At 59.7% G+C, this 21,544-nt stretch carries 22 protein-coding genes; 5 read left to right on the forward strand and 17 right to left on the reverse strand.

Annotation, left to right across the window (positions count from 1 at the left end):
• The 15 genes from glmU to DES49_RS00810 form a co-directional block, all read right to left on the reverse strand.
• Window positions 1-1,389, reverse strand: a complete 1,389-nt coding sequence (gene glmU, locus DES49_RS00740) for a bifunctional UDP-N-acetylglucosamine diphosphorylase/glucosamine-1-phosphate N-acetyltransferase GlmU (RefSeq protein WP_133734478.1) — start codon at window positions 1,387-1,389, stop codon at window positions 1-3.
• A 110-nt stretch (window positions 1,390-1,499) separates the two neighbouring features.
• Window positions 1,500-1,922 carry a F0F1 ATP synthase subunit epsilon gene (locus tag DES49_RS00745; RefSeq protein WP_133734479.1) on the reverse strand — a complete coding sequence of 141 codons (423 nt, stop codon included), beginning with the start codon at window positions 1,920-1,922 and terminating at the stop codon, window positions 1,500-1,502.
• A gap of 33 nt (window positions 1,923-1,955) precedes the next feature.
• On the reverse strand, window positions 1,956-3,344 hold the full coding sequence (atpD, locus tag DES49_RS00750; protein WP_133734480.1) for a F0F1 ATP synthase subunit beta: 1,389 nt from the start codon (window positions 3,342-3,344) through the stop codon (window positions 1,956-1,958).
• A gap of 36 nt (window positions 3,345-3,380) precedes the next feature.
• Entirely contained in the window at window positions 3,381-4,241 is an 861-nt protein-coding gene (gene atpG, locus DES49_RS00755; protein WP_133734481.1) for a F0F1 ATP synthase subunit gamma, read from the reverse strand.
• Between the two features lie 60 nt (window positions 4,242-4,301).
• Complete coding sequence (gene atpA / locus DES49_RS00760; protein WP_133734482.1) at window positions 4,302-5,846, reverse strand: F0F1 ATP synthase subunit alpha; 1,545 nt, start codon at window positions 5,844-5,846, stop codon at window positions 4,302-4,304.
• A 70-nt stretch (window positions 5,847-5,916) separates the two neighbouring features.
• Complete coding sequence (locus tag DES49_RS00765) at window positions 5,917-6,453, reverse strand: F0F1 ATP synthase subunit delta (RefSeq protein ID WP_133734483.1); 537 nt, start codon at window positions 6,451-6,453, stop codon at window positions 5,917-5,919.
• Window positions 6,454-6,465: 12 nt separating this feature from the next.
• Window positions 6,466-6,936 (reverse strand): F0F1 ATP synthase subunit B, encoded by a 471-nt coding sequence (locus DES49_RS00770; RefSeq protein WP_133734484.1) that lies wholly within the window; start codon window positions 6,934-6,936, stop codon window positions 6,466-6,468.
• 79 nt (window positions 6,937-7,015) lie between these two features.
• Window positions 7,016-7,240: a F0F1 ATP synthase subunit C gene (atpE, locus tag DES49_RS00775; RefSeq protein WP_077529949.1), complete on the reverse strand. Its 225-nt coding sequence runs from the start codon at window positions 7,238-7,240 to the stop codon at window positions 7,016-7,018.
• Window positions 7,241-7,295: 55 nt separating this feature from the next.
• Window positions 7,296-8,150, reverse strand: a complete 855-nt coding sequence (atpB, locus tag DES49_RS00780; RefSeq protein ID WP_133734485.1) for a F0F1 ATP synthase subunit A — start codon at window positions 8,148-8,150, stop codon at window positions 7,296-7,298.
• Between the two features lie 17 nt (window positions 8,151-8,167).
• On the reverse strand, window positions 8,168-8,539 hold the full coding sequence (locus DES49_RS00785) for an ATP synthase subunit I (protein ID WP_133734486.1): 372 nt from the start codon (window positions 8,537-8,539) through the stop codon (window positions 8,168-8,170).
• Window positions 8,540-8,654: 115 nt separating this feature from the next.
• Window positions 8,655-9,536 (reverse strand): ParB/RepB/Spo0J family partition protein, encoded by an 882-nt coding sequence (locus DES49_RS00790; RefSeq protein WP_133734487.1) that lies wholly within the window; start codon window positions 9,534-9,536, stop codon window positions 8,655-8,657.
• 185 nt (window positions 9,537-9,721) lie between these two features.
• Window positions 9,722-10,516, reverse strand: a complete 795-nt coding sequence (locus tag DES49_RS00795) for a ParA family protein (RefSeq protein WP_133734488.1) — start codon at window positions 10,514-10,516, stop codon at window positions 9,722-9,724.
• 2 nt (window positions 10,517-10,518) lie between these two features.
• On the reverse strand, window positions 10,519-11,178 hold the full coding sequence (gene rsmG, locus DES49_RS00800) for a 16S rRNA (guanine(527)-N(7))-methyltransferase RsmG (RefSeq protein WP_133734489.1): 660 nt from the start codon (window positions 11,176-11,178) through the stop codon (window positions 10,519-10,521).
• Complete coding sequence (gene mnmG, locus DES49_RS00805) at window positions 11,179-13,065, reverse strand: tRNA uridine-5-carboxymethylaminomethyl(34) synthesis enzyme MnmG (RefSeq protein WP_133734490.1); 1,887 nt, start codon at window positions 13,063-13,065, stop codon at window positions 11,179-11,181.
• Between the two features lie 304 nt (window positions 13,066-13,369).
• Complete coding sequence (locus DES49_RS00810; RefSeq protein ID WP_133734491.1) at window positions 13,370-13,915, reverse strand: DUF3833 domain-containing protein; 546 nt, start codon at window positions 13,913-13,915, stop codon at window positions 13,370-13,372.
• Window positions 13,916-14,080: 165 nt separating this feature from the next.
• Here DES49_RS00810 and DES49_RS00815 point away from each other — a divergent pair, with 165 nt between their 5' ends.
• The 5 genes from DES49_RS00815 (at window position 14,081) to DES49_RS00835 (ending at window position 19,661) form a co-directional block, all read left to right on the forward strand.
• Complete coding sequence (locus DES49_RS00815; protein WP_133734492.1) at window positions 14,081-15,901, forward strand: acyl-CoA dehydrogenase C-terminal domain-containing protein; 1,821 nt, start codon at window positions 14,081-14,083, stop codon at window positions 15,899-15,901.
• A gap of 161 nt (window positions 15,902-16,062) precedes the next feature.
• The gene (locus DES49_RS00820; protein WP_133734493.1) at window positions 16,063-17,358 is read left to right on the forward strand and encodes a zinc-regulated TonB-dependent outer membrane receptor; all 1,296 of its coding nucleotides are present in this window, start codon (window positions 16,063-16,065) and stop codon (window positions 17,356-17,358) included.
• Between the two features lie 40 nt (window positions 17,359-17,398).
• Window positions 17,399-18,277, forward strand: a complete 879-nt coding sequence (locus tag DES49_RS00825; protein ID WP_133734494.1) for a metal ABC transporter substrate-binding protein — start codon at window positions 17,399-17,401, stop codon at window positions 18,275-18,277.
• A complete protein-coding gene (locus DES49_RS00830) occupies window positions 18,274-18,852 on the forward strand; it encodes an ATP-binding cassette domain-containing protein (RefSeq protein WP_243864781.1) in 579 nt (192 codons plus the stop codon). Before DES49_RS00825 ends, DES49_RS00830 begins: the two co-directional genes overlap by 4 nt.
• Complete coding sequence (locus DES49_RS00835; RefSeq protein WP_133734495.1) at window positions 18,852-19,661, forward strand: metal ABC transporter permease; 810 nt, start codon at window positions 18,852-18,854, stop codon at window positions 19,659-19,661. Before DES49_RS00830 ends, DES49_RS00835 begins: the two co-directional genes overlap by 1 nt.
• Here DES49_RS00835 and DES49_RS00840 read toward each other — a convergent pair.
• Together DES49_RS00840 and mnmE are read right to left on the reverse strand one after the other, a co-directional pair.
• Complete coding sequence (locus DES49_RS00840; protein ID WP_133734496.1) at window positions 19,655-20,077, reverse strand: globin; 423 nt, start codon at window positions 20,075-20,077, stop codon at window positions 19,655-19,657. The two genes, DES49_RS00835 and DES49_RS00840, sit on opposite strands and share 7 nt — an antisense overlap.
• Window positions 20,078-20,172: 95 nt before the next feature.
• Window positions 20,173-21,543 (reverse strand): tRNA uridine-5-carboxymethylaminomethyl(34) synthesis GTPase MnmE, encoded by a 1,371-nt coding sequence (gene mnmE, locus DES49_RS00845; RefSeq protein WP_133734497.1) that lies wholly within the window; start codon window positions 21,541-21,543, stop codon window positions 20,173-20,175.
• Between the last annotated feature and the right edge of the window lies 1 nt (window position 21,544).

The following is a 21,544-nucleotide window of genomic DNA, read 5'->3' on the forward strand; positions in this document are numbered from 1 at the left end:
TTATTCGTCTCCCTGATTCCCGTTGCTCTCCGGCACGGATCGCCAATCCGCAATATTGCGTTGTTTTCCGCGCGCGACGGCAAGCTCCCCGTCACCCACATCGCGGGTTATGGTGGAGCCGGCACCCACAATGCTGTTGATTCCCAGGGTAACCGGAGCAACCAGTGATGTATTGGAACCGATAAAGGCCCCCTCATGCACCATGGTATGGTGCTTGTTAACACCATCGTAATTGCAGGTAATGGTGCCTGCCCCCACATTGACCCCGCCTTCCAGGGTGGTATCCCCAATATAACTCAGGTGGTTCACTTTGGAACCGGGACCAATGGAGGCTTTCTTGGTTTCGACGAAGTTGCCGATGCGGGCGCCTTCGGAGACCAGGGTGCCAGGCCGCAGTCGGGCGAAGGGCCCGATCGTTGCGCCCTCATCGACACGGGCCTGCTCCACAATGGAATTGGCCTCAATCCGCACATTCCGAGCAATACGACAGTCCCGAAGAACCACATTGGGGCCTACGGAAACGCCATTGGCCAGGGTGACGTGGCCCTCAATGACCACGTTCACGTCCAGGTGAATGTCCTGACCGGTTTCGAGCTCACCACGCACGTCGATGCGTTCGGGATCGGCCAGGGTGACACCACCGGCCATGAGTTCATCGGCGATACAGCGCTGGAACCAGCGCTCAAGCATTGCAAGCTGCTGGCGATTGTTGACGCCCTGAACTTCCTCCGGGCTCACCGGCTGCGCCACCTCCACGGTCAATCCTTCCTGGTCCGCCAGGGCGATGATATCGGTAAGGTAGTATTCACCCTGCGCGTTATTGGCGGAGAGGGCCGGTAACCACTGCTTCAGGCGCGCGGCTGGCGCGCCGAGAATACCCGTATTGACCTCGTTGATTACCTTCTGCGCCTCGGAAGCATCCTTCTCCTCAACAATAGCGCGAACTGATCCCCTGTCATTCCTCAGTATGCGCCCGTAACCAGTCGGGCTTTCCAGAGTTACGGTGAGCAGCCCCAGAGTCCTGTCGTCGATCACATCGCTCAGACGCTGGAGGGTTGAAGTTGCCGTCAGGGGGACATCGCCATAAAGCACCAGGACCCGCGCCGGTTCGGGGATGCCGGGCAAGGCCTGGGCAACCGCGTGGCCGGTTCCCAGTTGCTCATGCTGGACCACCCACTCAATGTCGGTTCCAGGCGTCGCGTCGCACACTCTGTCGGCACCATGGCCGATCACCACATGCAGTCCGTCCGGAGTCAGGGCTCTGGCGGCGTCAATAACATGGTGAAGCAGGGGACGACCGGCGAGAGAGTGCAGAACCTTGGGCAGATCGGACTTCATCCGGGATCCCTGACCCGCGGCCAGGATCACAATATGCAGAGGCGCTGTCATGCGGCCTTTCTCCTTAAAGCAGAAAACCGCATTGGATAATGCCCTCTAACAGGCATCATCAGCAATGCGGTTTCAGTAAACAACCTGCAGGAATTGGGACGGGCCCGGGATTAACGCTTCTTCCTGCGGAGCTTTTCCAGGGTGCGCAGTTGCGCCGCCGCTTCCGCCAGCCGGGCAGCCGCTCGCGAGTAGTCCACTTCGCTGCTGCGATTGGCCATTTCGCGTTCGGCTTCGTCCCTCGCCTGTTTCGCGGCCGCTTCGTCCATATCATGGGCGCGCTGCGCGGTATCGGCGAGGATCGAAATGTGATGGGGCTGCACTTCCAGGTAGCCTCCGGAGACGAAATAGACTTCCTCTGCTCCATCTTCCGTCTTGATGTTCACCGGCCCCGGCGCAAGCCCGGTGAGCATGGGGGCGTGGCCCGCCATGACACCGAGTTCCCCATTGGAAGCTGTCGCGGTCAGCATCTCCACCTTGCCGCTGAAGATGTTTTCCTGCGCGCTCACAATGTCACACTGTACTGTGTTCGCCATTGGTTACGCCTCTCTCTGTCGGGAATGGAATGATTACGCTGCTTTCTCCATTCCCTTCGCCTTTTCGACCGCTTCCTCGATGGTGCCAACCATGTAGAAGGCCTGCTCCGGCAGGGAATCGTATTCGCCATCAAGGATACCCTTGAAGCTGCGAATGGTTTCCTTCAGGGACACGTATTTACCCGGTGACCCGGTGAATACCTCCGCCACGAAGAAGGGCTGTGACAGGAAGCGCTCGATCTTACGCGCCCGGTCAACCGTCAGCTTGTCTTCCTCGGAGAGCTCGTCCATGCCCAGGATCGCGATGATGTCCTTCAGCTCCTTGTAGCGCTGCAGAACACCCTGGACACCACGTGCCACATCATAATGCTCCTGGCCCAGAACCAGCGGGTCGAGCTGACGACTGGTGGAATCCAGCGGATCGATCGCCGGGTAGATGCCCTTGGCAGCGATGTCACGGGCCAGCACCACGGTCGCGTCAAGGTGCGCGAAGGTGGTCGCCGGTGACGGGTCCGTCAGGTCGTCGGCCGGTACATAGACCGCCTGTACGGAAGTGATGGAGCCCGTCTTGGTGGAGGTGATGCGCTCCTGGAGCTTGCCCATCTCCTCGGCCAGTGTCGGCTGGTAACCCACCGCGGAGGGCATCCGGCCGAGCAGTGCGGACACTTCCTGACCCGCCAGGGTGTAACGGTAGATGTTGTCGATGAACAGCAGCACGTCACGGCCTTCGTCACGGAACTTCTCCGCGATGGTCATGCCGGTCAGCGCCACACGCAGACGGTTCCCCGGCGGCTCGTTCATCTGGCCGTACACCATGGAAACCTTGTCCAGGACGTTGGAGCCCTTCATCTCGTAATAGAAGTCGTTACCCTCACGGGTACGTTCACCAACACCGGCGAACACGGACAGACCGGAGTGTTCCTTGGCGATGTTGTTGATCAGCTCCATCATGTTAACGGTCTTGCCCACACCGGCACCGCCGAAGAGGCCGACCTTACCACCTTTTGCGAAGGGGCAGATCAGGTCGATGACCTTGATGCCGGTTTCCAGCAGCTCTTCGGAAGCTGCCTGGTCAGCATAGCCAGGGGCCTTGCGGTGAATGGTCCAGCGCTCTTGCTCGCCGATGTCACCCACCTCGTCCGTAGGCTCACCCAGCACGTTCATGATCCGGCCGAGGGTCTCTTCGCCGACCGGAACCGAAATCGCCTGACCGGTGTTGCTGACTTCAAGGCCTCGCTTGAGGCCCTCAGTCGTGCCCATGGCGATGGTTCGTACCACACCGTCACCAAGCTGCTGCTGCACTTCCAAAGTGGTGCCCACCTCATTCAGCAGCAGGGCGTCATAAATGTTGGGAACGGAGTCGCGCGGGAACTCCACGTCGATAACCGCCCCGATGATCTGAACGATACGTCCACTACTCATGTTTGCGTCCTCACTAACTCAGTATTCGGTATCGCCTTAAACGGCGGCTGCACCACTGACGATTTCGGAAATTTCCTGGGTAATGTTGGCCTGACGGGCCTTGTTGTACTCGGTCTTGAGATCGTCGATGATATCGCCCGCATTGTCCGTCGCACTCTTCATGGCGATCATGCGCGCGGCCTGCTCGCAGGCGATGTTCTCGACCACACCCTGGTACACCTGTGATTCCACGTAACGAATCAGCAGTCCGTCCAACAACGTCCTCGGATCCGGTTCGTAGATGTAGTCCCAGCGGTACTTGCCCTCAGGCTCCGCTTCCGCCTGCAGCGGCAGGAGCTGCTCGATCTGTGGCTCCTGGGTCATGGTGTTCACAAAGCGGTTGAACACCAGGTAGAGACGGTCGATTGTGCCGTCACGATAGGCATCAAGCATCACCTTCACGGTCCCGATCAGCTCTTCGGCGGAAGGCCTGTCGCCGATCTGGCTCTGGGATGCCACCTTGTTGCCGCCAACACTGTTCAGGAAGACACTGCCTTTCTGACCAATGGTACAGAAATCCGATGGAACGCCCTTTTCGTGCCAGGCACGACTGTCCTTGAGCATCTGCTTGAACAGGTTGTTGTTCAGACCACCACAGAGACCCCGATCCGTGGAAACGACGATGTAGCCCACCCGGTTGGCGGGACGCGCTTCCATGAAAGGATGGCGGTAGTCCGAGTCCGCCTCGGCCAGATAACCGATCACGTCCCGGATCTTCCGGGCATAGGGGCGGGTGAGCTCCATGCGATCGTGAGCCTTACGCATCTTGCTCGCCGCGACCATTTCCATGGCGCTGGTGATCTTCTGCGTATTCTGGATGCTGGAGATCTGAGTACGTATTTCTTTTCCGCTGGCCATGATTCAGTGCCTTTTCCGGTTAATCGCTCAGTCACGGTGCCGGGCCCTAAGGCCCGGATATCACCAGCTCTGCGTTGACTTGAACTGGCTCAGCGCGGACTTGAGGCCGGACTCGACGTCATCGCTGAGTGCGCCGGTTTCGTTGATCTTGGCCAGAAGCTCCGACTGCTCAGTGCGCATATAGTCCACCAGCGCCTTTTCGAACGGAACGATCTTCTTGGCATCAACGTCCTCGAGGAAACCCTCGTTGGCCGCGTACAGAACCGTTGCCATCTCGGCGACGGACATGGGACTGTACTGATCCTGCTTCATCAGCTCGGTAACCCGGGCGCCGTGCTCAAGCTGCTTACGGGTCTCGGCGTCGAGATCCGAGGCGAACTGGGCAAAGGCCTGGAGTTCACGATACTGGGCGAGTGCCAGACGGATACCACCACCAAGCTTCTTCATGATCTTGGTCTGGGCCGAACCGCCCACACGCGATACCGAGATACCCGCGTTCATGGCCGGCCGGACACCCGAGTTGAACAGGTCCGTTTCCAGGAAGATCTGACCGTCAGTAATGGAGATGACGTTGGTCGGTACGAAAGCCGAAACGTCACCCGCCTGGGTCTCGATGATCGGCAGTGCCGTCAGCGACCCTGTCTTGCCGGTGACCTCACCGTTGGTGGCGCGCTCCACATAGGTCGGATTGACCTTGGACGCACGCTCCAGGAGGCGGGAATGGAGATAGAATACGTCACCGGGATAGGCTTCACGGCCCGGAGGACGACGCAGCAGCAGCGAAATCTGGCGATAGGCCCAGGCCTGCTTGGTCAGGTCGTCATAGATGATGAGCGCGTCTTCGCCACGATCGCGATAGTACTCACCCATGGAAGTACCGGCGTAGGGCGCCAGGAACTGCATGGAGGCTGGATCCGCCGCGCCGGCAGCAACCACGATGGTGTGCTCCATGGCGCCGTGCTCTTCCAGCTTGCGGACCACGTTGGCGATGGTGGACTGCTTCTGACCAATCGCGACGTAGATACACTTAATGCCGCTGTTTTTCTGGTTGATAATGGTATCAACCGCAACCGCTGTCTTACCGATCTGGCGGTCACCGATGATCAGCTCACGCTGGCCGCAGCCAACAGGAACCATGGTATCGATCGCCTTGAGACCGGTCTGTACCGGCTCGTCAACTTCCTGGCGGGAAATAACCCCGGGAGCCACCTTTTCGACGGGCGCGGTTTCTGTCGTGCCCGGATCACCCTTACCGTCGATGGCGTTACCCAGTGCATCCACAACGCGGCCCTGGAGTTCACGACCCACTGGCACTTCCAGAATGCGCCCGGTGCAGCGGACGTTCTGGCCTTCGGCCAGACCTTCGTCCTCACCAAGAACAACGGCACCGACCGAATCCCGCTCGAGGTTCAGGGCCATGCCAAAATTGCCATTCTGGAATTCAACCATCTCGCCGTACATGACGTCGGCCAGACCGTGGATGCGAACAATGCCGTCGGATACGCTGACGATTGTTCCTTCGTTGCGAGCTTCGGAGGAGACATCAAGCTTTGAGATGCGCTCCTTGATAATCTCGCTGATTTCGGATGGATTCAGTTGCTGCATGCCTGTTTCCTCAAAAAATTCTGCAAATGACAGCGTGTCGGAATTCGGTTGTCCTGCCGCCGGCCTGTATTCATGCGCCCATGGCTGTTGCCAGCTTGCCGAGTCGACCACGCAGGGATGCGTCTATCACGGTATCCCCGGCTTGAATAACCACGCCCCCGATGATGGAACGATCGGACTGAACATCGAGAAGGACCTTGCGATCCAGTTTACGCGTTAACGCCTGGGTCAGCTTCTCTTTCTGGTCGTCGGTCAGCTCGTAGGCGGTGGTCACCGTGACATCCACGACACGCTCGTGGTCATGGCGATACCCGGCAAACAGCTCGGCGATGGCCGGGAAAAGCGCCAGGCGTCGATTCTCGGCCATGATGCGGACAAAATTCTGAACCGCCTCGGGGAGTTTGCCCTCACACACCTCGGTGATCAGGTCGATCTTCTGTTGTGCGCTCAGCCCCGGATGGTTAAGGGCGGCGACCATATCGGCATCCTGGGTGACGACCGAGAGCAGGTTCAGTGATTCGCTCCAGGCGTCAAGCTGGTTGCTGTCACGCGCGGACTCAAAAGCGGCTCGCGCGTAAGGCCGGGCCAGTGACGTTGACTCTGCCATGTTAGACCTCGTTTACAGTTCCGCAGAGAGCTTGTCGAGCATCTCGCTGTGTGCCTTGGCATCGACGGAAGATTCCAGGATCTTCTCGGCGCCGGCAATGGCCAGGCTGGCAACTTCCGCGCGCAGTGCGTCGCGGGCCTGTTGCCGCTCCTGCTCAATTTCGTCCCGGGCCTGGGCCAGCTGGCGGTCACCCTGTTCACGGGCTTCCTGCTTGGCGTCTTCCACCATCTGGTTGGCCCGCTTATTGGCCTTATCCACAATCGTGGCGGCCTCGTCACGGGCTTCACGCAGTTCCTGGGTGGCCCGCTGCTGAGCCAGCTCCAGGTCCTGGTTGGCACGGTCCGACGCTGCAAGGCCGTCAGCAATCTTCTTCTGGCGCTCCTGCATGGCGTTGACCAGCGGCGGCCAGACATATTTAACGCAGAACCAGATAAAGATGAAAAAGCCGATGGTCTGGCCGAGCATCGTGAGGTTAATATTCACGGCGTTCTACCTCTTTTCGATTCGTTGCTTTCGGGACGCCGGGGCAACCTTCAAAGGCCACCCCAATCCACATCCGGTGTTACGCAACAACAAAGATCAGGTACAAGCCAATACCCACACCGATCATGGATACTGCGTCGAGCAGGCCCGCCATGATGAAGGTTTTGGTCTGCAGCTCAGCGGCCATTTCCGGCTGGCGTGCCGTGGTTTCCAGCAGCTTACCACCCAGCAGGGCAAAGCCGACGGCTGTACCCAGGGCACCAGAGGCGATCATGATTGCAGCGGCGATGATTACGAGTTCCATAACGACTCCTGATTTAACGACGGTTTAAGGGTTAAGGGTCATCAAAATTTGATGGTTAATGCTCTTCATGGGCCATACTCAGATACACGATCGTGAGTACCATAAAGATGAATGCCTGGAGCGTGATTACCAGTATGTGGAAGATCAGCCATGGCACCTGGAGCGTCCACTGGATCCAGAATGGCAGCAACGCGATCAGGATGAAAATAACTTCGCCAGCATACATGTTCCCGAATAGCCGCAGTGCCAGCGAGAAGGGCTTGGCCACCAGCGCCACGGTTTCCAGAACCAGGTTGAACCAGGTCATGGACCAGTGATTGAAGGGCGAGAAGGACAGTTCCTTGGCGAAACCACCAGCACCCTTAACCTTGATGCTGTAGAAAAGCACCAGAAGGAAAACGCCGATCGCCATGCCGAAAGGGGCATTCGGGTCAGTGGTCGGGACGATATTGGTGTACTCAATGCCGGCTGAATATGTCAGGTACGGAATATAATCAACCGGAATCAGCTTCAGGGAGTTCTGGAGGAAGACCCAGACAAAAACCGTCAGCGCTATTGGGCCGATGAGCGGGTTTCTGCCGTGGAAAGTGCCGCTCACCAGGTTCTGGGTGAACTCAACCACCATTTCCACCATGTTCTGGAGGCCGCCGGGCTGGTCACTGGTGGCACGCTTGGCCACGAAACGGAACAGGCAGATGAAGATCAGTCCCATCAGAGCAGACATGAAAAGGGTATCGACGTGAAGCGCCATGAAACCCATGGCCCGTGCTTCTGCACCGGACTGGGCCAGCGTCCATGTCGCCTGTTCAACGACGCTTCCATCCGCACGTTCAAAGCCTGCCGGCAATTTGCCGTAAGTCAGGTTTGTCAGATGGTGCTGTATGTATTCCTTGGGAGATTCACCTGCCATGTTCTACTCTCGCCCTGTCATCGGTGTGCGACTCTACTGAACACGAGTGGCGTCAGCATGTGGCTCAGAATCATGGTGCCAAACCCCAGAAAAAGGGCTGGACCGCTGATTGGCCGGATCAGCAGCAATGTGGCTGCGAACAGTACGGCCGTTAATGTCAGTTTGAACATTTCGCCGGCCATCATGGCGGCGAATACGGCCCCGGCCTGGCGCGCGCCTCGATGCTGGAAGTAGCGCAACGCAAAAAGGCTGTTGGGGATGTAGTAAGCCAACCCCCCAAACAGTGCCGAACGGGCACTGACCGGCGACTCGATCAGGCAGCCGCCACTGACCAGCAGCAGTATTGCGAGCTGCAGAAGAAGGAGCCGGCCCACCGGTGGCCGCTGCATGTTCAAACGATGCTAACCCTTGTCGGCCGTTGGTAAAGCGGGGCAGATTATAGGGCTTTGACGGTTCAGGATCAATAAAATTGGATGAAAATCCGAACGAATCCTGGTCACGGCCTTACTTGATGTGGTCCAGGATTCCGTCAAGCTCATCCAGACTGCTGTATTCAATCACCACCTTGCCCTTGCCGCGCTTGCCATGATTAATGGCAACCCGGGCTCCCAGACGGTCTGCCAGACGGTCCTGAAGATGACGGATATCCGGATCCTCACGCTTGACCTGCTGCGCTTTCTCTCCGGTGTTTCCGGCTTCAAGGGCCTTGCGGACCAGCGCCTCGGTCTGGCGCACGGACAGTGACTTGCTCACTACCTGGCGTGCAACCGGAGCCTGCTGCTCCACGGGCAGGCCCAGAAGCGCCCGGCCATGGCCCATTTCCAGATCGCCATGCTCGAGCATGACGCGCACTTCTTCCGTCAGGCCCATGAGTCGGAGCAGGTTGGTGATGGTGGTGCGTGACTTGCCCACGGCATCGGCCACCTGCTGTTGGGTCAGACCAAATTCTTCCTGCAGGCGGTAAAAGGCGCCGGCCTCCTCGATGGGATTGAGGTTCTCGCGCTGGATGTTCTCAACCAGGCCCAGGGCAATGGCGGCTTCGTCTGGGACCTGTCGGATCAGGGCCGGAATGCGTTCGAGGCCGGCCATCTGGGTAGCACGCCAGCGGCGCTCACCGGCGACCAGTTCGTATTCGCCGTTGTCGAGGGGGCGAACCACCACGGGCTGCATGACGCCCTGCTGCTTGATGGAGTCGGAGAGCTCCTGCAGGGCTTCCTCGTCCATGTCCCGGCGCGGCTGATAGCGGCCCCGGTGGATCAGGTCCAGGGGCAGTTCCCGCAGTTCGGCATCCAGCGCGGGATCCGGGGTGTCTTCAAGGTTGGTCCGGGAGCCTTCGAGCAGGGCATTGAGCCCTCTCTGGCCGAGTCCGCGTTTGCGCGATGCCATGATGGTTGTTATTCACCCTTTTAGTATTTGGAAAACCGGCTAAAACATTGTGCCGGAAGCGGGCGGGGCTCCCTCTTCAGGGATACGCTGTGAATACCTCCATGTACGCTCCCTTCCGCCATCCATGGCTCCAGAGGATCCCTGAAGAGGGAGCCCCGCCCGCTTCTTCAACATCCTGCCAATTATCAGACAGCCACTGCCCCCGCTTGCTTCTGGCTCCCATTGCGCCGGACCATTTCCCCCGCGAGGGCGAGATAGGAAATCGCCCCCTTGGAGGCGCGGTCGTAGCGCAGGGCCGGCATGCCGTAGCTCGGCGCTTCCGCCAGCCGTACGTTGCGCGGGATGACGGCGGAGTAGACCTTGTCGCCGAAGTAGTCGCTGAGCTGCCGGGATACGTCCAGTGTCAGGCTGTTTCGGGGATCGTACATGGTACGCAGTATACCCTCGATTTCCAGCCCGGGATTCACGGTTTCCTGGATCTGTTCGATGGTGTTCATCAGCGCGGCCAGCCCTTCCAGGGCATAGTACTCGCACTGCATGGGAATGAGCACGCTGTCGGCGGCGGCCAGGGCGTTGACGGTGAGCAGGTTCAGGGCCGGCGGGCAGTCGATGAGTATGTAGTCGTAGATCTCGCGCAACGGCTTGAGCGCGAGGCGCAGGCGGTGTTCGCGGCCGATTTCGTTCATCAGTTCGACTTCGGCGGCAGTGAGGTCGCCGTTGGCCGGGAGGACGTCAAATCCGGATTCGGGGGCCTCGGTGCAGACATCGGCAGCGTCGTGGCGGCGGGTGAGGACGTCGAAGCCGCTGACCTGGAGCTGGTTCTTGTCCAGCCCGCTGCCCATGGTGGCGTTGCCCTGGGGGTCCATGTCGACGAGCAGCACGCGGCGCTTCGTCGCCGCCAGTGATGCCGCCAGGTTCACGCAGGTCGTGGTCTTGCCCACGCCGCCCTTCTGGTTGGTAACCGCCACGATACGCGCCATGATCAATCTCCTGTCTCGGTCGCGGAATCTCCCGCATGATGCCGCCGGATGCGGAGCAGGCGGCGCTCGGCCGACACACCCGGTATTTCGACCCGCCGGTTTTCGGCCAGCGTCCAGCCGGATGGTATCAGACTGGCTTCTTCCATGGCTTCGGGGCCCTTCATTGCCAGGTACTCCCCGTCCCTGGCCAGCAGGTGCGCCGCCATGGGGATCATTTCCGCCAGTGATGCAAAGGCCCGGCTGGTGATCTGCTCAAAGGGTTCCCGGACACTGTAATCGTCCACCCGCGAATGCACCACCGTGACATTATCCAGTCCCAGCTCCAGTTTGCACTGGGTCAGGAAACGGGTCTTCTTGGAATTACTGTCGATCAGTGTCACCTCTCGATGCGGCGAGTGCAATGCCAGCACCAGCCCCGGAAAGCCACCGCCGGCACCCAGATCCAGAATCCGCTCCGCCTGGACCAGCGGCGCCAGGCTCAGGCTGTCGAGCAGGTGGCGAGAACACATGGCACCGCGCTCGCGCACCGCCGTTAGATTATAGGCCCGGTTCCACTTCTCGAGCAGGTCCAGCAGGGTCAGGAGCCGGTCGGTGGTGGGCTCGTCCAGTGCCACGCCGAGCCGCTCGGCACCACGCGTCAGTTCCTGTCGCTCCCCGTCCATTCAGGCGCTTTCCTGCCGGCTCATATCCCGCTTTTTCAGGTGGATCAGCAACTGGGACACGGCCGCGGGGGTCACGCCCTGGATGCGCGAAGCCTGGGCGATGGTCTCGGGCCGCACCGCCTTGAGCTTCTCGGTAATCTCGTTGGAAAGCCCACCCACGGCATCATAGTCCAGGTCCACCGGCAGGGGCCGGTTCTCGTTCTGGCGAAGGCGTTCGATATCCGCCTGCTGACGGGAAATATAGCCCTCGTACTTGATCTGGATCTCCACCTGGTCCGATACCGTCTCGTCGTCGGCCCGTTCACCGCTGATTTCCACCAGGTGTTCGTACTGGATCTCCGGCCGGCGCAGCAGGTCGGACAGCGACATGCCGTCCTTCATGGGGCTGCGCAGGTACTGGTTGGCAATACCTGCCTGCTCCGAGGATGGACTGACCTTGGTGGTGTCCAGGCGCTGGCGCTCGGTCTCGATGGCCTCGCGCTTCTCATTGAAACGCCGCCAGCGCTCGTCATCCACCAGCCCCAGGTTGCGGCCGGTCTCGGTCAGGCGCAGGTCGGCGTTGTCCTCGCGCAGGATCAGCCGGTATTCCGCACGGCTTGTGAACATGCGATAGGGCTCCTTGGTGCCCATGGTGATGAGGTCATCCACCAGCACGCCCAGGTACGCCTCGTCCCGGCGCGGATACCAGCCCTCGCGCTCCTGGGCCCGCAGCGCGGCGTTGATGCCGGCCAGCAGCCCCTGGGCCCCGGCTTCCTCGTAGCCGGTGGTGCCGTTGATCTGCCCGGCGAACCAGAGGTTGGTGATGAACTTGGTCTCCAGGGTATGGCGCAGGTCCTGTGGATCCAGGAAATCGTACTCGATGGCGTAGCCCGGCCGGGTGATGTGCGCGTTCTCGAAACCGGGAATGGTGCGCACCGCCTCGATCTGCACATCAAAGGGCAGGCTGGTGCTGATGCCATTGGGGTAGAGTTCGTGCGTGTTCAGCCCTTCCGGCTCCACGAAGATCTGGTGAGAGTCCTTGTCCGCGAAGCGGTGCACCTTGTCCTCGATGGAGGGGCAGTAACGGGGGCCTATGCCCTCGATATCGCCCGCGAACATGGGCGAGCGGTCGAGACCGCCGCGGATGATCTCGTGGGTCTGTTCCGTGGTTCGGGTGATGAAGCAGCAGCGCTGTTCAGGGTGCTCCGTGGGGGAGCCCATGAAGGACATGGCCGGCCTGGGATCGTCGCCCCACTGTTCCTCCATCACGGAGAAATCCACCGTCTTGCCGTCGATGCGCGGCGGCGTGCCCGTCTTGAGCCGGCCCACGTTGAAGGGCAGTTCGCGCAGGCGCTGCGCCAGGCCAATCGTGGCCTGGTCTCCGGCGCGACCGCCGGACTGGTTCTGCATGCCCAGGTGGATCACGCCGCCCAGGAAGGTCCCCGTGGTCAGGATCACGGTCCTGGAATGGAAGCGGATGCCGGTCTGGGTGACCACGCCCCGGCATTCCTCGCCCTCGACGATCAGATCCTCGGCGCCCTGCTGGAAGAGAGTCAGGTTCGGGTGATTCTCCAGCATCTCACGGATGGCGGCCTTGTACAGGACGCGGTCCGCCTGGGCGCGGGTGGCGCGTACGGCCGGCCCCTTGCGCGCGTTCAGGGTGCGGAACTGGATACCCGCGCGGTCCGTGGCGTGGCCCATGGCCCCGCCGAGCGCATCGATCTCCTTGACCAGATGGCTCTTGCCGATGCCCCCGATGGCCGGATTGCAGGACATCTGGCCCAGTGTCTCGATGTTGTGCGTCAGCAGCAGGGTGCTCGAGCCCATGCGCGCCGCTGCCAGCGCCGCCTCGGTGCCGGCATGGCCGCCGCCAATGACGATGACGTCGTAGCTGTTGGGATAATCCACACTGAACCTCGGTATTCGGGAGCCACTGAATGAACCGCACAGTATAACCGCTTGGCGGAAATCTGTGCAGGGCAGGTGGGCATTTTTTGATCAAACGGGCGTTTGAGTGGGGATTACATGAGCTTACGGCTGAATGCTTAAATGCTTATCAAAAAATTTTCCACAACTGCCTGTCGGCTAATTTTCCACCAAAAGCAATTTAGTGTATTGATTTAAATCATTTTTATGAAATTTATACAATCGTTTCCAAAACTTATTGACACACTTATCCACAAGTGGTGCCTGTCAACACAGGCCGGGCCCGTCATTGCTTCTGGATCACAAGAACCACCTCACCCACCCGGAAACCCCAATAAGTCATTTCCGTTTCGTTGATGACGGTATCCGGCGTTGCCGCGTACATCCAGTCATCCATGCGCACGTTGATGGTGCCATCGCCATAGGGCACTTCCAGCACGTAATTCATATGGATGGCATTGCCGGAAAATTCCATGAAACCGGGCTCGGTCACATCGCCGGCAGTGGCGTGGTAGCCACCATCACGGGGCTCAAGGGTCCAGACCCGGGTATCCGTTTCCCCGTCATTGTATTTGAACACCTCGTCCAGAGTGCCGACGCCATTCTCATCCCAACTGGCATCAATGGTCGCGTCGAAGGTGCGGATGACCGTTCCCGAACGATTCTTGACCACGCCACGGGCGCTCAGCTCCCCCTGGAAGAACTCACTCGGAACCAGTTTCGGGGTTTCCCCCTCGTAGTCGTTGAGTCGCGGCCCCGAGCATGACGTGACAAGTGGCAGCAACAACAACAGTGCGACGATTCCGAAACGATTGATCAGGGGTGTCGTCATGGTGTCAGCCTTTCTCCGGTCCATACACCTTATGGATACGTGATGCCATGGCACGGAGATCATTGGGTGGCCGCAGTGACGTACACAACTGTACACCCCGTCAATGGTCCAACAATCGTTTTTGGTAACACTAGTGGCATAAGCAATCATACTGGAGGGATTGTCATGGCAAGCTACAAAGCGCCCCTGACTGACGTGAAATTTCTGCTCAATGAGGTTTTCGATTACCCAAGCCACTACCAATCCCTGAGCAATGGCGGGGAGGCCACCCCGGATATGGTGGACGCCATTCTGGGCGAGTGCGCCAGATTCTGTGAGAACACACTCTTCCCCCTCTACCAGAGTGGCGACGAGGAAGGCTGCAAGCTGGTGGACGGCGGGGTGAAAACACCGGCCGGCTATAAGGAAGCCTATGAGGAATACGTCGCCGGCGGCTGGCAGGGACTGTCCAGCCTGGAAGAGTATGGCGGTCAGAACCTGCCTGCCTCCCTGGGCCTGATGAAACAGGAAATGATGGGGACCGCCAACTGGCCCTTCAGCATGTATCCCGGCCTTTCCATGGGGGCCATGAACACGCTCCAGCTGCACGGCCACGAGGACCAGCGCCAGACCTATCTCACCCCCATGACCGAAGGCCGCTGGACCGGCACCATGTGCCTGACCGAACCCCAGTGCGGCACCGACCTGGGCCAGGTCCGCACCAAGGCCGTGCCCCAGGAGGACGGTTCCTATCGGGTAACCGGCACCAAGATCTTCATTTCCTCCGGCGACCATGACATGGCCGAGAATATCGTCCACATCGTGCTGGCGCGCACGCCGGAAGCCCCCAAGGGCACGAAGGGCATCTCGCTGTTCATCGTGCCCAAGTACCTGCCCGACGAACAGGGCAACCCGGGTGACGCCAACGGCGTCTCCGTGGGTGCGCTGGAAGAGAAGATGGGTATCAAGGCCTCCGCGACCTGCACCATGAACTTCGACGACGCCAGGGGCTACATGGTGGGCGAAGAGAACAAGGGCCTGGAGTGCATGTTCACCTTCATGAACACCGCCCGTATCGGTACCGCCATACAGGGCGTGGGCCCGGCCGAGCTTTCCTACCAGAACGCCCTGGCTTACGCGAAGGAACGCCGCTCCATGCGTGCGCTCTCCGGCAAGAAGGAGCCGGACCAGGTCGCCGACAGCCTGATGTACCACGCTGACGTGCGCCGTATGCTGCTGACCCAGAAGGCGGTGGCCGAAGGTGGTCGGGCCATGCTCTATGATGCCGCGCAATTCGCGGATCACATGGTCTGTGCCTACATCGAGGAGGATGAGAAGCAAGCGGATCAGTATGACGACAAGCTCGGTTTCCTGACCCCGATACTGAAGGGCTTCCTGACGGAAATGGGCTACGAGGCGACCAATCTCGGCATGCAGGTCTTTGGCGGGCATGGCTACATCAAGGAACACGGCATGGAGCAGATTGTCCGCGATACCCGCATCGCCACCCTCTACGAAGGCACCACCGGCATACAGGCACTGGATCTGCTCGGCCGCAAGACCCTGCTGATGACCCAGGGCGGTGCGGTGCGTGACTTTACCCTGCGCATGAGCAACTTCGCCCGCAAGCACCTGGGCGACAAGGCCGTGCGTCACTACTGCTGGCGGCTGCTCAGGCTGGCGGCCCAGTGGAACTGGCTTACCCTCAGGCTGATGGTCATGGCGCGCAAGGATCGGGATATGGTGTCTTCCGCCGCCAATGATTTCCTGATGTACAGCGGCTATGTCTACATGGCTTTCATGTGGGCCCGCATGGCCGTCGCGGCACAGCAGGGACTGCGCCAGGGTGGTGCGCAGAGCGAGGACTTCTATCGGGCCAAGCTCGCCACCGCGGAGTTCTACTTTGAACGGATGCTGCCCCGGGCCCAGGGCCATGCCGAGAGCATGCTCAGCCCGAGCGAAACCCTGATGAAGCTGGATAACGACCACTTCGCGTTCGATTACTGATCCCCTCGGGTCCCCTCAAGAGGGACCCCATCCTTTCGGGTCCAGATAACCCATCGAGCAGACCCTTTCTTGCGTTTTTAAAAGTTATGTTATAACATTTTTAATCAACGCCAGGGGCAATACCAGATAACAGAAATTCCATTCCTAAAAGGGAAAGACCCATGAATACCAGACAGCGGCTCACACCGATTCTGGCTGTTTCATTGCTGAATGCGCCAGCCTGGGCCCAGCAGGGCAATAGCACGGAAGACACCAGTCCCCTCATTATCAACGGGAACCAGTTCAATCCCGCCATTTCAGTAATCCTCGATGGCATCTATGGCAATTTCAGCCGCAAGACCGACGCTCCTGCGGGTTTTGGCGAAGGTAATGAGGCCGAACACGGGGACCACGGCAATGAGGAACACGGTCATGGTGTCGAGGAGGGCTTCCAGCTCAGGGAAACCGAAGTGGCCATCTCCGGGTCCATTGATCCCTACCTGGATGCCAGCGTTACGGCTGCCATCGGTGACGAGGGCGTGGAACTCGAGGAAGCCTATGTACTGACCACGGCGCTGCCGGCGGGTTTCCGGATCAAGGCGGGTAAGTTTCTCAGTGACGTGGGTTACATCAATCGCCAGCATCCTCACAGCTGGGATTTCGTGGACCAGCCCTGGATGCGGAAGTTCCTTTTCGGCGACGAAGGGCTGAATGAAACCGGTGTCCAGCTCGCCTGGGTCGCACCTACCGCCCAGTACACCCGGCTGGGGGTGGAGATTCTGGAAGGGGAAAACGAAGGCGTTGCCAACCAACTGGGTGACGTTGAACCTGGTCTGGAGGCCTCGACAGGCCCTCGGCTTGTAACCGCCTTTGCCACCTATGCACCCAACCTCGGGTATGACCATGCCCTGCAGCTGGGAATCTCCGGTGGCTTTACCGATGCCTTCCAGCAGCGCCACGAACACGAGGGCAATGTGGAGATCCTTCAGGGGGACAGCTGGTTTGCCGGCGTGGATACCGTCTACAAGTACGACGCCCCGGGGCCCGGTGGGCGGGGCGACTTCAAGCTCCAAGCCGAATACCTGATCCGCGCCCGGGACCTGGAATTCCAGGAGTTCACACCCAACAACGATCATTTCGACGCTGTTGGTACACCACAGACACTGCGGCCCAAGCAGGACGGCGCCTATGTCCAGGGGCTCTACGCTATCGCTGGCCGCTGGGATGCCGGCCTGCGGCTGGATGCCATTGGGATGGCCAACAAGGTATTCGAAGGCACGGAGCGGGAAGAGGCGGGCACCTCCTTCCGCTACACCGGGCAGCTCAGCTATTCGCCCACTGAATTCTCCCGCTTCCGGACGCAGCTTGCCTATCTGGACCCGGATCAGGGTCATGCAGGAGGCCCTTCAGAAAATGCCTGGCAGTTCATGCTCCAGTATAACCTGAGCCTGGGTGCGCACGGGGCTCACCGGTTCTGAACGGAGTCAGCGGACAAGCAAACGGAAAACAGGAGTCAGCATGAGAAAAAGCATCTTTACGCTTCTAGTGATCATCATGAGCCTTCCTGCTCAGGCGAAACTCCAGGTCGTAGCCACCGCTCCCAACCTGGGCATGCTGGCCAGCGCGATTGGAGGCGAACATGTCGCAGTGGAGGTACTGGCACCTCCGGATCGGGACCTTCATTATCTGGAAGCGCGCCCAAGCATGATGGCGCAGCTGCGCAATGCGGATCTGGTGGTGTCCGTGGGCGCTGATCTGGAAGCAGGCTGGTTGCCCGTGGCAATACAGAATGCGGGCAATGCCGGTATACGCGGGGGCCAGCCCGGGTATTTTTCCGGCGCGCAGCATACGGACCTGATCCAGACGAATCAGGCCGCGGACCGTTCCCAGGGTGATGTGCATACAAAGGGTAACCCACATTTCTACCTGGACCCGGTTCGGATGGCCGAAGTGGGTAACGCACTTGCGGATCGCCTCAGCGAGCTGGACCCGGGCAATGGGTCCGATTACCGCGCCCGTGCTCAGGGCTTCCAGTCCGAGGTTAATGCCCGGATGACGGAATGGCATGAAAGAACGGAGGATGCACCTGGCGTTCTGCTCTATCACAAGGATGCCGATTACCTGATGGAACGCCTCGATGTGACCATCCTTGGGTACCTGGAACCGCTTCCGGGCATCGCACCAACGGGGAAACACCTCTCCGGCCTGGTTCAGGATCTTAAGGGAAAGCAAGCTGTGGTACTCTACACCGACTTTCAGCCGTCCCGGGCCGCTGAATTCATTCAGAGGCAGTTGGGCTGGCCACACCATCAGCTGTCCAGCCAGGTGCAACCGGGCAGCGACCAGAAAGCCTATTTCGAGTTGATTGATCGTTGGGTTGAGGCTATCTCCCGTTGAACAGCGATACTCAAGCATTGACCCTGGCGCGCTTCAAATCGGTCTGCGCGGGCTATCGAAGGCCGATCGTCGGGCCAGTATCCTTTGAGATCATGCCCGGGGAGATCCTCGGCCTCTCCGGGCCCAACGGCGCTGGTAAATCTACCCTGCTCAAGGCACTGACCGGGGTAGCCAGGGTGTTTTCGGGGACCATTGAACGCAGGCCCGACCTTTCAGTAGCCCACCATCGTCAACGGCCTGAATTACCGCCGGAACTCCCCCTGAAGGGACGGGAACTGCTGGCTTTATTCAAAGTGGACCTGAGTGCTATGCCGTTGCTTCTTACGCCGCTCCTGGATAAACCCCTGTCAGAATTCAGCGGCGGTGAGTTTCAGTTTCTCCAGAGCTGTGCCTGCCTCGGAAGCAACAGCAACCTGGTGATTCTGGATGAACCGACCAATAACCTGGATGTCCAGGCCATTGAAGCGCTGTCCGGCCTCATGGATTGCGTTGGGTCGGACCGCAGTATCCTGCTGGTCAGCCATGAACAGAGTTTTCTTAGCAGGCACTGCACACGGCTGGTGGAGCTGGCCTGATGGACGGGATCGATATAGCCACGCTTCGCGAACTGTTTATCCTGCCCTTTTTGACAGGACTGGTTCTGGCCGTATTGCTGCCATTGCTTGGTTGTTACCTGCGCCTGCGTGGTGAGTGGCTGGCAGCACTGGGTTTTTCACACATCGCCGCCGCCGGTAGTGTGCTTGGGCTGCCGCTGGGCCTACCTACAACGCTCACAGCTACAGTCGCCACCACCCTGGCAGCGCTTGCAAACGCCCTGATTGCACGTATGGGCAACAGCCAGTTTGCTCTGATGCTGGTACTGGGGTGGGCCGGAGCCCTGTTTCTGGCGGCAAACACCAACCAGGGAGAGGTAATCAGCGAGGGGCTGCTGCGCGGCCAGCTCTATTTCAGCACCGCCGGGCATCTGGTGGGAGCGCTGATTACACTTGCGGGCTTTCTACTCAGTCTGCACTGGCTGAATCGACGGCTCCTGATACAGCGCTTTTTCCCGGATTACTATGCAGCCAATGGCCGGACCAATTGGCACCATGAACTTCTGTTCGTCGTACTTCTGGTGCCGGCTGTGGTACTGGGGACACTGGCAATCGGTGCGCTGCCCGCCTTTGCACTGTTCTTTGTGCCAGCCTGGGTAGCCTTCGGACTGGTCCGGAGCTGGAAACACGGGCTCTGGCTGTCAGCGATTATCGGGGCCAGCGTGTATCTGCTTGCATTCTTTATCGCATTGCTGATGAACCAGCCTTTTGGCCCCTTACTTGCCCTGTTGCTGGCGTTGACGTCCGTGCTCCGGCTTGTCGGCCCCATCAAAGGGCAGAACAGTTACTGAACAGTCTCATAGCTCTGTTTCATTGCCTCAATACCCGGCTTGAGGGTCTCTCTCCAGGCCATTTCAAGGCTGCGGTCAAACTCAGGATCGTGACGTGCCAGGGTCTCCATTAGCGCGTCGACCCAGACGGTGTACCAGGCGGGATCAACATCCATATTACTGCGATCATGAGTGCGTGCAAGATAGTCAATCTTGGCGCCCTGGGAACCACGCGCGTACATGATCAACCACATGAGCCCGGCACGAACAAGCCGGCGCTGTTCAGCCATATCGGTACTGGTGAACATGGCGCGGATTTCGCCGGATTTACTCATGAAGATATTGTAGAAGTCCTCGAAAAAGGCCTCATCATTGCAACACCGCCCATAGCTCTGGAAGGCTCTGTCCGTTGTTTCACGGGGTACTCGGTCATTCATTCCAATCCTCCTGTGTGGCGTAACAGCCAGCCACGTGTATTAAAGCGCCGAGAGTATAAATCATTGCCGTAACAGGTGTAAGCCGTTCGATACACTCACTTACCAATACAGAACGAACTGAAAATCTCCCCCAGAAGATCATCGGCAGTCATTGCGCCAGTGATCTCACCCAATGCGTCCTGGGCCTGGCGCAGATCCTCGGCCAGGAGCTCCCCGGCGCCATAATCGCGGAGCTGTTCCCGGCCCTGTATGACCAGATCCCGTGCGCGGTTGAGAGCATCAATATGCCGGCGGCGCGCCATGAATCCGCCTTCCGAGGCGGTCTGGAACCCCATGCAGTCCTTGAGATGCTCACGCAGAATCGGGATGCCATCGCCGGTATGCGCAGAAACCCCGATGATGGGCACCTCACAGGATTCGGAATAGCCCGGGGACTCACCACTCAGATCCGTCTTGCTCCGGATCACGGTTACAGGAACGCCTTCGGGAAGGCGCCGGTCCAGGCCCGTCTGGAGGCGATCCAGGTTCACCTCATCGGTAAGCGTGCTGTCGACAAGCAGCAGGATCCGGTCGGCCTGTTCGATCTCCCGCCAGGCCCGCTCAATGCCGATCTGCTCCACCTCGTCACCGCTGTCCCTCAGGCCAGCCGTGTCGATAACGTGGACGGGCATACCGTCAATCTGGACCTGTTCGCGCAGGACATCCCGGGTCGTGCCTTCCACGGCGGTGACAATGGCGGTGTCCTCGCCGGATAGGGCGTTGAGCAGACTGGATTTACCCGCATTGGGTCGCCCGGCGATCACAACCCGCATGCCCTCACGCAGCAGTGAGCCCTGCTGGGCCTCGGAGAGGGTATGGTCCAGCTGTTCCAGCAACCGAGCCAGGTCCTCGGCCACGTGACCATCGGCCAGGAAATCCACATCCTCATCCGGAAAATCGATGGCGCCTTCCACATAGATCCTGAGACGGGTCAGGGAATCGATGAGTTGCTCAACCACCCGGGAGAAGGCCCCTTGGAGAGAACGCACAGCGCAGCGGGCCGCCTGTTCCGAACTGCTCTCAATCAGATCCGCGATAGCCTCAGCCTGGGCCAGATCCAGCTTATCGTTCAGAAAGGCCCTTTCCGAGAATTCGCCAGGACGGGCGAGACGGGCGCCCCGGTTGGTGGATACCTGCAGGAGCCGATCCATGATGACCGGGCCGCCATGACCCTGCAGTTCCAGAACGTGTTCACCGGTAAAGGAATGGGGCGCTGGGAAATAGAGGGCGATGCCCTCGTCGATCACATTGCCGTCATCATCCAGGAAAGGCCCGTAATGCGCATGGCGCGGGCTGGGTTCATACCCCAGAAAGGCAAGTGCCAGGGAAGGGGCCAGGCGGCCGGAGATCCGGACGACACCGACACCACCGCGTCCCGGTGGTGTCGCCAGTGCCGCAATGGTGTCCTGATCGCCACCGTTGTCCATG

The organism is Halospina denitrificans, assembly GCF_004364635.1.
Taxonomy (GTDB): domain Bacteria; phylum Pseudomonadota; class Gammaproteobacteria; order Pseudomonadales; family Oleiphilaceae; genus Halospina; species Halospina denitrificans.